Annotated in this window: 11 protein-coding genes and 1 pseudogene; 9 read left to right on the forward strand and 3 right to left on the reverse strand. The window is 57.6% G+C overall.

What is annotated here, in order from left to right:
- The first annotated feature begins 288 nt into the window (after nt 1–288).
- Nucleotides 289–711 (forward strand): hypothetical protein, encoded by a 423-nt coding sequence (locus tag XH87_RS13515; RefSeq protein WP_271587650.1) that lies wholly within the window; start codon nt 289–291, stop codon nt 709–711.
- Between the two features lie 394 nt (nt 712–1,105).
- Here XH87_RS13515 and XH87_RS13520 read toward each other — a convergent pair whose 3' ends face one another.
- The gene (locus XH87_RS13520; protein ID WP_271587651.1) at nt 1,106–1,288 is read right to left on the reverse strand and encodes a hypothetical protein; all 183 of its coding nucleotides are present in this window, start codon (nt 1,286–1,288) and stop codon (nt 1,106–1,108) included.
- 257 nt (nt 1,289–1,545) lie between these two features.
- Here XH87_RS13520 and msrB point away from each other — a divergent pair, with 257 nt between their 5' ends.
- Genes msrB through XH87_RS13535 form a run of 3 tightly spaced genes read left to right on the forward strand, consistent with a single transcriptional unit; the run spans nt 1,546 to nt 3,807 of the window.
- The gene (msrB, locus tag XH87_RS13525) at nt 1,546–1,998 is read left to right on the forward strand and encodes a peptide-methionine (R)-S-oxide reductase MsrB (RefSeq protein ID WP_271587652.1); all 453 of its coding nucleotides are present in this window, start codon (nt 1,546–1,548) and stop codon (nt 1,996–1,998) included.
- A gap of 2 nt (nt 1,999–2,000) precedes the next feature.
- On the forward strand, nt 2,001–2,513 hold the full coding sequence (gene msrA, locus XH87_RS13530) for a peptide-methionine (S)-S-oxide reductase MsrA (RefSeq protein WP_271587653.1): 513 nt from the start codon (nt 2,001–2,003) through the stop codon (nt 2,511–2,513).
- A gap of 13 nt (nt 2,514–2,526) precedes the next feature.
- Complete coding sequence (locus tag XH87_RS13535) at nt 2,527–3,807, forward strand: lactonase family protein (protein ID WP_271587654.1); 1,281 nt, start codon at nt 2,527–2,529, stop codon at nt 3,805–3,807.
- A 222-nt stretch (nt 3,808–4,029) separates the two neighbouring features.
- Here XH87_RS13535 and XH87_RS13540 read toward each other — a convergent pair.
- Both XH87_RS13540 and XH87_RS13545 read right to left on the reverse strand, forming a co-directional pair.
- Nucleotides 4,030–4,572, reverse strand: a pseudogene (locus XH87_RS13540) (Dps family protein).
- A gap of 533 nt (nt 4,573–5,105) precedes the next feature.
- On the reverse strand, nt 5,106–6,011 hold the full coding sequence (locus XH87_RS13545) for a sensor histidine kinase (RefSeq protein WP_271587655.1): 906 nt from the start codon (nt 6,009–6,011) through the stop codon (nt 5,106–5,108).
- Nucleotides 6,012–6,351: 340 nt separating this feature from the next.
- Between XH87_RS13545 and XH87_RS13550 the strand changes: the two genes are divergently transcribed.
- The 5 genes from XH87_RS13550 (at nt 6,352) to XH87_RS13570 (ending at nt 15,218) form a co-directional block, all read left to right on the forward strand.
- Nucleotides 6,352–6,966 carry a response regulator transcription factor gene (locus XH87_RS13550; protein WP_271587656.1) on the forward strand — a complete coding sequence of 205 codons (615 nt, stop codon included), beginning with the start codon at nt 6,352–6,354 and terminating at the stop codon, nt 6,964–6,966.
- An 88-nt stretch (nt 6,967–7,054) separates the two neighbouring features.
- On the forward strand, nt 7,055–7,423 hold the full coding sequence (locus XH87_RS13555; protein ID WP_271587657.1) for a response regulator transcription factor: 369 nt from the start codon (nt 7,055–7,057) through the stop codon (nt 7,421–7,423).
- Nucleotides 7,424–7,509: 86 nt separating this feature from the next.
- On the forward strand, nt 7,510–8,487 hold the full coding sequence (locus XH87_RS13560; protein WP_271587658.1) for a LysR family transcriptional regulator: 978 nt from the start codon (nt 7,510–7,512) through the stop codon (nt 8,485–8,487).
- A gap of 896 nt (nt 8,488–9,383) precedes the next feature.
- Nucleotides 9,384–9,671 (forward strand): hypothetical protein, encoded by a 288-nt coding sequence (locus XH87_RS13565; RefSeq protein ID WP_271587659.1) that lies wholly within the window; start codon nt 9,384–9,386, stop codon nt 9,669–9,671.
- Nucleotides 9,672–9,806: 135 nt separating this feature from the next.
- On the forward strand, nt 9,807–15,218 hold the full coding sequence (locus XH87_RS13570; RefSeq protein WP_271587660.1) for a trifunctional serine/threonine-protein kinase/ATP-binding protein/sensor histidine kinase: 5,412 nt from the start codon (nt 9,807–9,809) through the stop codon (nt 15,216–15,218).
- The last annotated feature ends 114 nt before the right edge of the window (nt 15,219–15,332 follow it).

The raw sequence follows: 15,332 nt of genomic DNA on the forward strand, positions 1-15,332 counted from the left end.
ATGCGCGGGCCACGGATTATACAAATTTAACATTCTTGAATTCCAAGGGCGAATGACCAACGCTAGAATGCCGCTTTCCCGTGGGGCTCTGATGTTCGACACGGCCACCACCGCGCTCTCGCGCGCCGCCCTCGAAAACGTCTCACGCCGCGAAATCCGAGCGTGTGCGTGCGTCGCTTCGAAAGTGCTGGACGCGACCACTGGCGGTGAGGCTTTAACCAAGCTCATGTTGGCCGAGATGCCGTCCCGCATACGCCATCGATCTGGCGTTGATCGATTGAGGTGACCGTGAATTTCCAGGTCACGGTCCTCAAGATCCTAGTGAGCTATCCAGGCGGCTTCGCCGCGATGGAAGACCTCAAGCGCGACATGGCGATCCTTGCCACGAGCGGCAGGGACTGGGCGGACCGGACCAAGCGGCTGGCTGCACGCGTGCCGGGCCTCGACCTATTCTCGCAGAGGCTCGTCGAGCGCGAAGCCGGCGGCTGGAGGGTTACGGCCAAGGGACGGGCTGTGTTGGAGTTTATGGAGGCGCGCCGACCGCCGTCAGAGCCGGTACCGGTTCCTCCGGTCCAAGACGCTGCTGAGGTAGCCACCACATCGCCAGCCGTGCCTCCACTGCAGTTACCAGCGGAGCGAGCGAAACGACGTCGCGAACGCCGCGAACGTCGACGTGAGGCGCGCGAGCGCGCTCGGGCCAATGCGTCGTAGTGTTCGCAAATTGCCAACCCGACCAGTGTGTGGAGAGCAGTCTTGCGTTGGTCCAGGCTTGGCTGGCGGCTGCGCATGCAGCACTGGAAGGTGACGCCCGAAATCCGCGGGCGAGCGTGTGATGGCCACCTCGGCGCAGTTTTGAACGGCGAGGTGGCAAAGCTCGGCAATGGCAGACTGATAAGGTTTGGCTGCAAAGCTTATCAGTCTCACGAAAAGCTTATCAGTCACAAAGTAGGCGCTAAGTTCCGTGAGCCTCAAGGTCTGCCCATTGGTGTGAAGCAGACGAAGGGGAGGGGAGTGCCGATGGTCGCCTTCTGACCCTGGCTGTGTGGAAAGCCGCGAGTCGGCTACGATTCCTCCGTTTCAAGAGCCCAGCTTCCGACTGAACTCCCTAGCGCCAAACGGATGGAATGGAAACGATAACGAGCGTCATTTTTGCTGATTTGCGTCCCGACGACTTATCTTTAACGGCGCGCATCCAATCCGCCTTTTCGGACTCTGCTTTAGCTCGCGCGTGATCGATCAGCGCTTCGCCGCGGAACGGGCGGCATCCCAGCACAAAGTAAATCAGCATCAACGGAAATACGAACAGACCTTTCCCGCAAAACTGGCGAGACTCGAATAAGGCGCCGCCGTCGCCTCATCTACCGTTCACGACGGCGTAGCCGAGGAATTATCGAACGTATTCCAGAAGGGAATTGGCAGTTTGCCGCGGCTCGTCGCAGCATGGACGGGAGTTTCCGAAGTCAATGACCCAATTCGAGTCTGCGAAATACGATTGTCGCAGATTTCTATGATTGGGTCTTTGCAGAACAAAAAGGAGCACGGCGAATGCCGACCTACAGGAAAAACCCCGAAGCGGTCTCGAAGTTGACTCCCGAGCAGTACCGCGTCACGCAGACTGACGGGACCGAGCGTCCCTTCGCCAACGAATATTGGGACAACAAGGAGCCTGGTCTCTACGTCGACGTAGTTTCCGGTGAGCCGCTCTTTGCGTCCTTCGACAAGTTCGACAGCGGAACGGGATGGCCGAGTTTCACGCGGCCCCTAGAGGCCGCAAATGTCACCGAGAACGTTGACAGCTCGCACGGCATGATGCGGACTGAGGTTCGCTCCAAGCACGGCGACAGCCATCTTGGCCACATCTTCCCAGATGGGCCGCGCGACAAGGGCGGATTGAGGTACTGTATAAATTCGGCCTCGTTGAGGTTTATCCACCGCGACCAACTAGAAAGCGAGGGATACGGCAAGTACTCAACGCTGTTCTCAAAGCAGGAGGCCTGACGATGGCAGCGACTACAGAGCGCGCGGTCCTGGCAGGAGGTTGCTTCTGGGGAATGCAGCAGCTGCTCAGGCGCCTGCCCGGTGTCGTCTCGACGCGGGTCGGCTACTCGGGCGGAGACGTCAAGAACGCTACGTATCGCGACCACGGAACGCACGCCGAAGCGCTCGAGATCGTATTCGACCCGAGTCAGACGAGCTTCCGAGAGTTGCTCGAGTTCTTCTTTCAGATCCACGACCCGACGACGCTCAACCGGCAGGGAAACGACCGAGGCACAAGCTACAGGTCGGCGATTTTCTACACTACCGAGGAGCAGCGCCGCGTCGCCGAGGATACCATCGCCGACGTCCAGGCGTCAGGGCTGTGGCCGGGCAAGGTTGTGACCGAGATTTCACCCGCCGGCGATTTCTGGGAGGCCGAGCCCGAGCACCAGGATTACTTGGAACGGCATCCGAACGGCTACACCTGCCATTTTGTCCGGCCCCAGTGGAAGTTGCCGGTCAGAACTCGGGCCTAAGGAGATTAACTGTATGACCCGTCCGCCATCGTCGAAGCTCTTCCTTATACCTCTCGTGCTGCTTCTGTTCGGGACTCTCGGAATAGAAGCACGCGCTTCTGAGCTTGTAGGTCATGTCTACGTGCAGACCAATGAAACCCAGAACCGCATCATGCACTTCGGTCGCAACGCGGATGGGCAATTGAAGCTACTCGAGAGTATCCCTACCGGGGGCGCTGGGTCTGGCGTCTTCAAGCCGATCAGCGGCCAAAAGAGTGCGCCCAACGCATTCGAGGGCGCTGGCAGCGTAATCCTGGCCGAATCCAACACTCTGCTGTTCACGACGAACGGCGGCGACAACAGCGTGACGAGCTTCCGGGTGAGTCCAGACGGCAAGCTGACACTGATCGATCGACAACCGACTGGCGAGCTCCTAATAGGGCGCAGCGGAACGGCGAAGTCGCTCGCCTACCGCTCCCAAAGTCGAACTCTATACGTGCTCCATGCCTTCGGCCCCAACCACCTCCGGTCATACACGGTTGCCGAGGACGGCAAGCTGAAGCTGCGCCCGGAGCGGGCTTCGGTAAATACCGCGACAAAGACCGATCGGGTGGCGACACAAGCTGTTCTGTCGCCCGACGGCCGGTTCCTGCTGGTCGATATTCTTTTCGACGCTCGTCCAGCCGTCAATCCGGACGGGTCGCCAAATCTGGTCGTGGCGAACGCCCCCGATCCAGACGGGCTCGTGATATTCCCGGTGCGCGACGACGGCGCACTCGGCGAGGCCTCCTTCGCCAATGCCGGCGGCGCGGGACCATTCTACATCGCCTTTCTCAACCGGAGCCGCGATACTTTCCTGAACGGTTTCGCGGTAGGAGACGGCGTGCTCGTGAGCCGCATTAATGGCGAGGGTCGGGTGACCGACGGTCCGTTGGCCCCGATCGATACCGCGCTCGGGAAGCCATCTGAGCTCTGCTGGCTGCAGGTGACATCTGACAACTCGCTGGTGCTCGCGACCAACTTCGGCTACGGAACGGTCTCGACCTACCGGCTTGTAGACGGCCGATTGAGCCTCCTCCAGGACCCGGCCAACAACGCGATACCGGGCGACGGTACCTTCCGCGCTGTGAACGGGCTCGTCAGCAGCGGACCCAGCGACAGCTGGTTGACTCCCGACGACCAGTACTTCTACCAGATCTTTGGAAATGCCCAGGTGCTTGTCAGCTACCGCCTCGACAAGACGAGCGGCAGACTGACGGAGATTGGTCGAAACCCGATTCCCTACAACAGCACCCAGGGCCTCGCGGGATTCTAGACATCTACCGACGGAGCGCGGTCGACCAGGCAAGATCCAGCTAATCCACTGTGATGCGTCTGGCAAACGCGCTCTCGGCCTTTTGCAGCCTTGTCGCAAAAATCAGTCAATGCCGTAAGATACAGTGGCGCAGTTTTGCCTCGCGCACGGCTGGACGCTCGACCTCGTCGAGCTTAGCGATCTCCTCGTCGGTTTGGCCGCAGATGGAGTCAGTTGGCGTCGTCAAAAAGTTCGCGGGTGGCGTGCGCACGTGGTTAAGCTTTCCTCGTTGTGTCGAAAAAGGAACCATGTACGACGTTCCGCCTCGTCGATCCAGTTCTCGATCAGGCTAGCTGAAGCTGCATCGCCATGTTCGTCGCAGATATTACGTGTCTGCCGCAGGCGCTGGCTGAGCGCGAGGTTGTCTTCTTTCAGCTCGGCTAGCATGCCGTCAGGTGTGACGAAATCGGCGTCATTGTCCTTGATATGTTTCACTCTGGCGATGTGGCCGATCGAGCGAATTGTTGTGCCGCCGATCTTGCGGGCGCGTTCCGCGATGTCTTCCATCGTCGCGAAAATCTGCGCGGCCTGCTCATCAAAGGAGGTGATAATCCCGGAAATGCGGCCCTGATATGTGCATGGAAGCTCTTGGTCTTGACGTAAAGCGCGAACACGTCTGCCAGAAACACAGTGAGGGAGGCCGGAATATTTTAGTGCATTGGAGCCGAGATTGCTCGGCGCGTCGAGCGGAGCCTCGCGGCGCTTTCTCTCGTCCTCTACACTCATTTTCATCTTTCCTTCAGTACTAATGCAGCCTTGTTGCACGCCGGGGCTCTGAACAAGCAATTTTTCGAAATAAACTGCAAGTATGAAAGGAATCGATCCCATTGATCCCGCGGCATAGTCGGTTCCGCCCTCGATCACTATCTACGTCGGGCCACTACGGCTTGTGCCAGAGCTCCTTAGGTCCGCTTCAGATCGTCGACCAGCATCGCCGTGGCGTGGCGCGCAACCGCCTGGGTCGGGGCGTTGGTGTTGCCGCGGGTTATGTTGGGCATGTCGAGGCGTCGATTAACCGGAGGCCGTCGCCAGCAGCGATTAAGCGGTCGCACCGGCCGATTCGGATATGCCTGGTAGAGGACGGTCCCAACGAGCGCCTGGAAAGGAGTATCCGTGGAGGGTAGCCGGAAGGGCCCTTGGCGGCGCGCACGATCTTGATGGCGCGTCTCTCTTTTTGAGAGGTAACCTTCGATATTGATCTTGTTTGCACATGTGACCGTCCTCCACTTGCCCTGCGGATCGGCCGCGTTGATGCCATTCTACGTACACGGAAATAGCATACGCACGGTCGTTCCCTTGTTCTCCGCGCTCTGGATATTAATCGTTCCGTTGCAGCGTTCGACGAGGCGTTTGACTTGGGTGAGACCCAACCCTGTACCTGTGTCGATTTCCTTCGTCGTGAAGTAGGGCTCGAAGGCTCGCTCGAGCACGTCCGGGCTCATGCCGGTCCCATCGTCGGAAACCGATATCTCGACCCAGGGAGCGTCTATCTGCACGCAGACGTTCCGCGCGCTAATACTGATCGTCCCACCTTCGGGCATCGCGTCGCTTGCATTCTTGCAGAGATTGAGGAGTGCAAGATGGAGCTCCTCTGGATCAGCTTGGAACTGCCCGAGACCCGGGTCGATGTGCGTGTCGACAACAACGTCAGCGCGCAGCGTCTGGTCGACCAGATCACCGATATCCACGATATGGTCATGGGAGACGGGCCGAGCTGTGCTGCAATACGGACGATCGCTGTCCAGCAGTTTGCGGCTGAGCGACCCGCCGCGCTGGATTGCGCGGCGGAGCCTTTCAACGATCACAGCGCGATCTTGCGCGTCAGTCTTTACATCAAGTAGCCGCAGGCCTCCATCGATAACTGCCAAGAGATTTGCGATGTCATGGACGAAGATCTTCGTGGTGTCTCGATCGATGCCCGCGGGCCCGCAGACCGGATCATCGATGGAAATGATTTTGCACAGGACGTCCGAGATCGCTCCATCTGCTCCTTGCAAAGGGATCTCCGCCCGCCCATTACGGACATTTTTAGATGTCGCCTCTGTCACGGCGGAGAGATCTATCGCGAACGCTCCGTCTCCGATAGGAACAGGGGCCGCATCTGGTAGCGAAAGAATAGCCCCCAATGCTGACTTCAACGTTTCTCGCAAGCTCACGACCGACATTCGCGCCTCCCTCAAGTTCTCGTCACAGCGCCGACATGCGACACCCGACGAGAACGACTTTGGACCGATTTGGAGACATCGGTCGCCATAAGTTCTATATCCCTGCGTTATCGCGGCCCCTCGCGAGGAGATGCGGGGTGATGGAAAATTGCGTTCCGTCCGTGTTTCAGGCGCGGCACTACATCCATTCCCGTTGGGAATTGACTCTATGCCTACCAATGTCTCCCAACAAAATGATAGAGGGGACGAGCGCGTCGGATCGACCGGAAGCCGAAGCTTGGGGACCATGAGCGGTGAACGAGACCGAAGGGCAACCGCTTGCTCTGAAGACGAGATAGCTATGTTGGGCGACGCTATCGTCCATGTTGTCGACGACGACGAGCTCATGAGGCATGCGATCGACGATCTTCTGCGAACAGTCGGTTACACCGTGAAGCTCTACGGTCGTGCAGAGGATTTTCTTGCTGCCGATCTAGCTGATGCGCCTGGCTGCGTGATCATCGACGTCAGGATGCCGGGGCCCAGCGGGCTCGAACTGCAGGCGTCGCTCGCCCGGCGTAATAACCGTTTGCCAGTTATCCTGATGAGCGGCTATGGCGATATCCGCATGTCAGTTCAGGCGATGAAGGCAGGCGCTGTTGACTTCATCGAAAAGCCTTTTCGGGACCAGGAGATGTTGGAGGCAGTTGCCAACGCGATCCGAATTTGGAAGCCGCCATCGCCGGCGCCGGACCGGCTGTCGGAATTGCGCAAACGATACGAAAGCCTGACCGCACGTGAACGCGAGGTCATGGCGCTAGTGTGTGCGGGCCAAATGAATAAGCAAATCGCGGGCGCATTAGAGATCCAGGAGACGACCGTGAAATTTCATCGGAGCGCGGTCATGACGAAGATGATGGCCAGCAGCCTCGCGGAATTGACCCGGATGGCGGCACTTCTAGAAGGCGAGGAGTAGGTGCTCATTGAAACCTGTCCAAAAGGACAGGACTAACCTCAACCGTGGGAGAGTAGGCGAGCGCGTCGAATAGGCGCAGTTTCGCTTCATGAACAAGAAAGTGCTCATCTGCGTCGTCGATGACGATGCCCTCCTCCGGGAGTCGTTGAATTACCTGCTGCGTGCTGCTGGCCACGAAGTAGCCTGCTTCGGGAGCGCGGAGTCCTTCCTCGATTCCGAGGAGCGCGAGCGCTGTGACTGCGTGGTCGCGGACATCGATATGCCGGGGCTGTCCGGTATCGATCTGGTCGAGCGCGTCGTCGAGATGTCGGATCCACCTAAAGTCATTCTCATTACCGGGCGCCCTGAAGAGTCGTGGCGCGAACGCGCGATGTACTCCGGAGCAGTCGGGTTTTTCAGAAAGCCAATCGAGGCGCAATCGCTGCTCGACATCGTTCAACGCAGTGTTGCGGCATGACGGACGTCCAGCCGGATCTCGTTGGCGAACGAAGTCCCCTGACGAGAGCCCCCTTGACGGGCTAGCTGACGAAATAAGGAGCCGCCATGGAATTCCACCAAATTCGGTATTTCGTAGCCCTTGCCAAGTGCATGAACTTTACTCGGGCGGCCGAACAGTGCAACGTCTCCCAACCTGCGCTGACGAAGTCAATTCAGAAGCTGGAGTACGAACTTGGTGGCGCACTGGTTTTCCGTGAAAGGCACCTCAGCCAGTTAACAGACCTTGGAAAGCTAATGTTGCCCACGCTGGAGCGGACGCTGCTCGCCGTCGAGGAGGCTCGCGCCAATGCAAAGAAATTCAAGCGGAAGAAGGTCGCCATACTCCGGGTGGCCCTGACACCGATGATCTCGGCGTCGATCCTGGCGCAACCGATCGCCGCACTCACGACCCAGCTACCGGGCCTCCAAGTCGATCTGGTCGATGCTGAATCCTCTAACGTCTTCGAAGGCTTACTGAGCGGCGACGTCAGCGCCGCTCTGGGTAGCAGCTGCATTGGGCCAACGCCCGAACGCATCGAGCGTTTCAGCTTGTTCCGCGAGAGAGTCTTTGTCGCATGCGCCGAGGGGAGCCGGATGGCAGAGGAGGCCACCGTTAGCCTGAAGGATCTGCGGTCCGCAAAATGGCTTGAAGCGATTGACTGCGAGATCTACCGTGCGTTCCGCGAGCAGCTGTGCGAGGGGCAGGTCGCACAGCCCGGGCACCGCGCGCAAGGGCTGCAGCACCTGCAGCACCTAGTTAGCGCAAACCTTGGCGTTATGCTAACCCCGGAGCACGCGCCAGCACTGCCGGATGCTGTGGTCCGTCCTATCGCGGACTTCGACTTCAAACACACTGTTGAGCTCTTTGTTGTCGGGGGACGTCAATATTCGCCTGCGCTCGACGCTTTCATAAAGATTTGCAGGCAATTCGATTGGCAGACGCTGCTGACAAAGGCGCAGGCGCGGATCGCGCCAAACACAGGTCGGTTCACCGCCATGTCCCGACGTCAACGTGACCCGGAAGTCGTCCGCATCACCGCTTAGGGTATAGCGACGCACGGCCTCTAGCGCTATGGCCTCATCGCTATCGTTTCGATACGACTGCTCGTCATGCGGCCCGTTTCCCGACTTCCGTGCACTGGCGGAGTACGAATTCCCGCTCACATATTCGGATTGCGGCGTAGACGCGCTACGAGCCCCCTTAATTGTTCCAGCGACTAGCTCGGGGAGTCCCGGCTTTCAAAAGTAGGAGAAAGCCGCCGCTTGCCATGGCGCCGGCTGTGGCTGGTGCGCAAATGGCCTCAAAATGTGACGGAAAGACTGGGGTTCGCAAGCTACGAGATCGACCCATATGGATATCAGGCGTTCCTGCAACTGGATCGGTTTAGAGAATAACGCAGGAGGTCCGGGTGGTCAGCCAACAACCAGCCTGGTGATGCGAACATACTGTCATCGATTCCATAACCAATGGGAAGTTGCAGTCCGCGGATGTCGATGGGAAATCGTTCCGGCTTACCTTGACCGATGGGTTGGCAAACTCACGGGGCCCGAAGACTGGCTGGACGCGCAGTGAACACTGGTCGTCCTTTGAGTGATTGATTGACCGGGTTTTGGGCGCACCTGGTCCCTTTGCCTGTCAACCGATGTGCGGAGTAACGATTCGATTAAGCGATACAAAGAGAAACTACTCCATCAGCTGAGAGCCCGCGCATGCCAGCCAATCCCTTCATTGATCTCAGGTGTTTCCTGACCGGAAACACCAACGACTATTTGCATCAAGGGGGCTGGCGCTACGTGATCCTGGCGCTGTTCTCGGTGCTCACGATTGCCGACCTTCGGGATGGCCGTGCGAAATTGACAGAACGATCCGACGCAACGCACCGGCCGTCATCTGGGTGTCTGGGCCCTCAGGGTCTCATCGCTGCATGTGGTTTCAGGGCATGTTATGGAAGCTGCCGCTGCCGGCGTCCGATGGTCTGCAATACTGGATCGAGCAGGAATCAACCAATGTGGCATTCGAGTTTCATCGTAGGTTCCTGAAGGATGCCGTGCGGCCTCACATGACGATCTGTGGGCCCATTGGTTTTCTGGCCGAGCTGGCGTTTGCGGGATCGATGATCTTCGGAGTTGCGCTGCGCTTTGCGGGCGCCCTGGCCGTCTCCTACACGGTACAGCTCTGGCTTGGCCTCTACGGCAACGCCTCCGATGGCAGACCGATGATGAGTTAATCTCTTGAACGAACGAGATCGACAGTGAGAAACAATGGAATAGATGTCCTATGGAGAGACGGCGAACGCATATTCTGTCGAGAATGGCGAACAAACAGCAATGGCGAGCAAACGAGCGTTTTCACCGTTAGCAACTTGGCCGCGATCCCATCCGCTGACAGCCTGGCCCGTCTCTCTCGTGAATATGAATTAAAAGATCGGCTTGACGCCGCATGGGCGCTTTGCCCTCTCTCGCTCGTCAATCGAAGTGGGCGCGTTGCATTGCTCCTCGAGGACAATGGCGAGGAACCTCTCGAGGCTCTGCTCGGGACACCATTTGAGCTTGGCCGCTTCTTGCGGCTCGCCATCAAGTTGACTGAGGCGCTCGCTGGTGTTCATCAACAGGGGCTTGTTCATAGAGACCTGAAGCCCGTGCATATTTTCATTGCGCTCGGCGAGGAGCATGTCCGGTTGACCGGATTCGGAATCGCGACACAGCTACAGCGCATGCGGCGTATGTCCGAACTGCCCGAATTTGTCGCGGGCACTCTTGCCTACATGGCGCCGGAACAAACTGGCCGCATGAATCGTTCCGTTGATGCGCGTAGCGACTTGTACTCGCTCGGTGTGATCCTCTATCGCATGCTAACGGGTACGCTCCCATTTACCGCGTCAGAACCTGGCGAGTGGATTCACTGCCATATAGCGCGAACGCCAGTACCTCCAGAACAGCGACTAGCTGACATTCCGGCCCAAGTTTCGAATGTCATCATGAAGCTGCTCGCGAAACCCGCGGAGCATCGATACCAGACGGCAGTCGGTCTCGAACATGACCTACGGCGCTGTCTTGTGGAAGTTGAAACGAATTACCAGGTCGTTCCGTTTCCGCTAGCAGAGCTAGATTTATCAGACCGTCTGCTCATCCCTGAGAAGTTATATGGCAGAGAGGAGCAAATCGGAACGCTTACGACCGCTTTTCATCGCGTCGTCCGGAGCGGCACTCCCGAGCTAGTAGTGGTATCCGGGGGCTCCGGTATAGGCAAGTCTGCGATTGTGGGAGAACTACGTAAGGTCGTGATGTCAACGCATGCACAATTTGCATCAGGAAAGTTCGACGAGCGGAGGCGAGATATTCCGTACTCGACATTGGCACAGGCCTTCCAGGGGCTTGTACGCCAATTGCTCGGGAAAACCGAGAACGAGTTACGAGGATGGCGCAACGCTTTTCTGGAATCAATCGGACCAAACGGCAGGCTCATTACCGATCTCGTGCCTGAACTCGAGCACATTGTCGGTGAGCAACCGGTAGTACCAGAACTCCCTCCTCAGCAGGAAAAAGGTCGCTTTCAGCTTGTATTTCGTCGGTTCGTCGCGGTTTTCGCGAGACCGGAACATCCGCTAGTGCTTTTTCTCGACGATCTGCAATGGCTCGATGCTGCAACGCTGGACCTCATTGAGGATATGACAACGCGGCTAGACCCGCGTCATATGCTTTTAATCGGTGCCTTCCGCGAAAATGAGGTCGACGCGCTTCATCCGCTTTCACGGACGCTGAAATCAATGAGCGATGCAGGAACCGCAGTCACTGAGATTCGTGTCGATGCCCTTGAGCACCATCATCTAGCGCAGTTAATAGCGGATGCGCTGCACTGCGGTCTCGAACGCGCCGCATCGCTTGCGCGCCTAGTGCATACGAAGACTAATGGCAATCCATTTTTCGTGGGTCAGTTCTTGAATGCTCTGGTCGATCGCAACGCGATTGTTCCCGATCGCGCTTCGGGATGTTGGCATTGGGATGTCGAAAAGATTCAGGCGTCGCGGCACACGGAGAACGTCATTGAACTGCTGGCCGATAAAATCAAGCGTCTTCCGGACTCGTGCAAGGAGGCGCTACAGGAGCTTGCATGTCTGGGCAACACGGGAGATGTTCTGGTCATTTCCAGAATTCGACAGTCAACTGAAAAAGATGTGGATGCGGATCTATGGGAAGCATGCCAGTTGGAACTTATAGAACGCTTGCCGGATAAGTACCAGTTCGTCCACGATCGGATACAGGAGGCCGCGTACTCGCTCATACCCGAGCAAACACGCGCACAGAAGCACCTGCAAATAGGAAGACTTCTCGTTGCACATACTCCCGCGGCGCATCTTGAGAAAGCGATCTTCGACATAGTCGGGCAACTCAATCGGGCCAGTCATATCGTGACGGGCGAGGAACGCGAGCGACTGGCTAACCTTAATCTGATCGCCGCCCGGCGTGCCAAAGCATCGTCAGCTCACACCTCTGCACTTAAATACCTCATCGCGGGGGCCGCTCTATTGGAGGAGAATAGTCAGCTTCGTCTACGCGATTTGATATACGCACTCGAATTCGAGCGTGCAGAATGCGAATTTCTGACGGGTGAACTACTGGCCGCGGACGCGCGCCTCGAGAGGTTGAACATCCTTGCCGTCGGTACAAAAGAGCGCGCCGCCGTCACCTGCCTGAGGATGGATATTTGCACCGCAAATGGCCAGAGCGATTGTGCGATTGCTATCGCGCTGGACTTCCTGGCGCACGAAGGCATTCACTGGTGTGCCCATCCTGCGGACGAGGAGGTGCGCCGCGAGTACGACCAGATCCTGCATATTCTGAACAGCCGGCCTATTGATGAGATCCTCAGAGCCCCATCCATGGAGGATCCAACATCGCTGGCTGTCATGGAAGTATTAATCAAGGCGCAGACGCCTGCCATGTTCACGGACCTGAACCTCGCGTCACTAGCAGTCTGCAGGGCAGTAAGCATCAGTCTCGCGCATGGCAATGGCGATACGTCGTGTTTTGCCTATGTAATGTTCGCGCGCGTTGCCGGCCCACGTTACGGCCATTACGACGCGGGCTTCCGGCTTGGTCAAGTGGGATTCGACCTCATCGAACGGCAGGAAAACAGGCGATTCCGTGCGTCTACGATTTTGGTGTTTGTGTTCACCGGCCTCCGCTGGATCAAGCACGTTCGGTCGAGTAATGCCTTGATCCACCGCGGTTTCACGGATGCAAACAATATTGGAGACCTGCTGTATGCCTCGTACGCTCGGAACAACCTGAATTCGCATCTTCTCTTTGCCGGCGACCCATTGGACCATGCCGAGCGCGAAGCCGAGTGGGGACTCCATTTCGCGCGAAACGCCCGCTTTGGGCTGGTCGAACACATCATCGCGACTCAACTTGCATTGATCAAGGCGTTACGCAGGTCAGGTAAACAACCTGCTTCCCTCGGCTATGAGGACATGGACGAGCACCAGGTCGAGCAATACCTTTCGAACAGCCCTGCCTTGGCTATCGCTCAGTGCTGGTACTGGATTCGCAAATTGCAGCTGCGTTATCTGATCGGGGATTATACGGCCGCGATCGATGCGCTATCAAAAGCACGCACGCTGCTATGGACATCCCCCCTTTTTCTCGAGGAAGCGGACTTTCATTTTTATGCGGCGCTTGCGCTCTGCGCGTCCCTGACTGGTAAGCCGATCGAAGAACGGCAGCAGCTGTGCGAAACAATTGCTGCTCATCATCATCAGCTCGAGATCTGGGCGCGGAATGGACCGGAAAACTTCGAGGATCGGGCCGCGCTCGTCGGTGCGGAGATAGCGCGCCTCGAGGGACGAGACCTCGACGCGGAACGCCTTTTCGAAAAGGCGATTCGCGCCGCGCAGTTGAACGGCTTTCCGCACAACGAGGGCCTTGCCAGCGAACTCGCTGCGCGCTTTTACACTGACCGCGGCGCGGAGATTGTCTCACACGCCTATCTGCGCAACGCCCGCTGCTGCTACCTTCGTTGGGGTGCCAACATCAAGGTCCGGCAGCTCGAGGAGTCGCATCCGCATCTAGTTGAACACGAAACCATCACCTCACTCGACACTACTTTCGGCGCGACTGTCGAAAGTCTGGATCTCGGCACTGTGCTTAAGATGTCAAAAGCGCTATCAGTCGAAATGGACTTCGAGAAATTGATCGACACGATCATGCGAATGGCGATGGAGCATACCGGTGCTGCACGTGGTCTGCTGATGCTTTGGCGAAAGACGGGTCTAAATGTCCAGGCCGAAGCCGTCACCTCGAGCGACTCGGTCACGGTGAGGCTCTGTGATGAGCCCATAAACGATACGACCTTGCCCGAATCGGTTCTCAATTACGTTGCGCGCACAAGGCGCAATGTTTTACTCGACGATGCTGTGTCGGACGTTTCTTTTTCCGCCGACCCTTATATTAACGCGCACCAAGCACTCTCGGTGTTGTGCCTTCCGCTGGTCAACCAAGCCAATCTGATCGGAGCCATATACCTCGAAAATCACCTGGGCCCGGGAATCTTCGCATTTAGCCGGATTCCCGTGCTCAAGCTGCTTGCATCGCAGGCGGCGATCACGCTGGAGAACGCCCGGCTGTACCGCGATTTGTTCGAACGCGAAAGCAGGATCCGGCGTCTCGTGGACGCCAATATCATCGGAATTTTCATTTACGGAAGCCAAGGCACCATCACTGAAGCCAATGACGCATTTCTTCAGATCGTCGGATGCGACCGCGATGACTTTCAGTTCGGCGAAGTGCGGTGGACAGATCTGACTCCTCCGGATTGGGCCGAACGTGACGAGCAGATTTGGGATTCCAAGCTGAAACGCGACGGAACGTTACCTCCATTCGAGAAGGAGCTTTTTCGCAAAGACGGCCGCCGTGTCCCGGTATTGCTGGGAATCGCCAACTTCGAAGGGAGTATGGACGAAGGTGTTGCCTTCGTGCTGGACCTGACTGAGCAAAAGCGCGCTGAAGCTGAAGCCAGCGAAAGCGAGTCGCGATACCGGGAAGCGCAATCGGCGCTTGCCCATGCAAATCGGCTGACGACAATGGGGCAACTCCTGGCGATGATCAGTCACGAGGTGAAGCAGCCACTCGCCGCGACTATCACACTTGCGGACGCGGGGCAGCGCTTTTTGGGTGGCGCCGATCCGAAAGTCGAGGAGGCACGTCAGGTATTCTCCCGTATCCGACAGGGCGGAATTCGGGCGAACGATGTCCTTGATCGCATTCGCAGTCTGGTCAAAAAAGCACCGCAGCAAAAGGAGACACTTGATATTAATACGGCAATTCACGAGGTCGTCGCCCTTTCACGGGCGGAAGCGAGTCGCAAGGGCGTTATTATGCAGACGCAACTCTGCGAGACGCTACCCCTCGTTGAAGGAGATCAGGTTCAACTGCAACAGGTCGTGCTAAACCTCGTATTCAATGCAATCGAGGCGATGAGCGAAAATTATGACGGTCCGAGGGATTTGGTCATTAGTACCAGTCGGCGCGACGATGAAAGTGTTACCGTTGCTGTGAGCGATACGGGCCCCGGTGTCACCCAAGCGGACATTGAGCGGATCTTTGAGCCGTTCTACACGACAAAAACATCGGGCATGGGAATGGGTCTGTCAATTTGCCGTTCAATCGTGGAAGCGCACGGGGGAATGTTGCGCGCATTCACTAATGCGCGACGAGGCGTAACTTTTGAAGCTTCCATACCCACGAAGAAGGTCGTGTCCCCGGTGATGGTGTAGCTCGGTAGAGCAAAGCCGTCCGCACGCGCGCCCTCCCATGGAGCCTAGCGGAGGGCTTTGCGGTGGTCACCGGCAGTTCGCCGGTAGGGTCAGGTTGCTGACACAAACCTGATT

This window comes from Bradyrhizobium sp. CCBAU 53415 (assembly GCF_028128735.1).
Lineage (GTDB): Bacteria > Pseudomonadota > Alphaproteobacteria > Rhizobiales > Xanthobacteraceae > Bradyrhizobium.

Bases quoted from the DNA above. Each gene is read 5' to 3' on its own strand.
- XH87_RS13520 (WP_271587651.1), bottom strand. From the start codon at position 1,288: ATGCTGATTTACTTTGTGCTGGGATGCCGCCCGTTCCGCGGCGAAGCG.
- msrB (WP_271587652.1), top strand. From the start codon at position 1,546: ATGCCGACCTACAGGAAAAACCCCGAAGCGGTCTCGAAGTTGACTCCC.
- msrA (WP_271587653.1), top strand. From the start codon at position 2,001: ATGGCAGCGACTACAGAGCGCGCGGTCCTGGCAGGAGGTTGCTTCTGG.
- XH87_RS13535 (WP_271587654.1), top strand. From the start codon at position 2,527: ATGACCCGTCCGCCATCGTCGAAGCTCTTCCTTATACCTCTCGTGCTG.
- XH87_RS13545 (WP_271587655.1), bottom strand. From the start codon at position 6,011: ATGTCGGTCGTGAGCTTGCGAGAAACGTTGAAGTCAGCATTGGGGGCT.
- XH87_RS13550 (WP_271587656.1), top strand. From the start codon at position 6,352: ATGTTGGGCGACGCTATCGTCCATGTTGTCGACGACGACGAGCTCATG.
- XH87_RS13555 (WP_271587657.1), top strand. From the start codon at position 7,055: ATGAACAAGAAAGTGCTCATCTGCGTCGTCGATGACGATGCCCTCCTC.
- XH87_RS13560 (WP_271587658.1), top strand. From the start codon at position 7,510: ATGGAATTCCACCAAATTCGGTATTTCGTAGCCCTTGCCAAGTGCATG.
- XH87_RS13565 (WP_271587659.1), top strand. From the start codon at position 9,384: ATGTTATGGAAGCTGCCGCTGCCGGCGTCCGATGGTCTGCAATACTGG.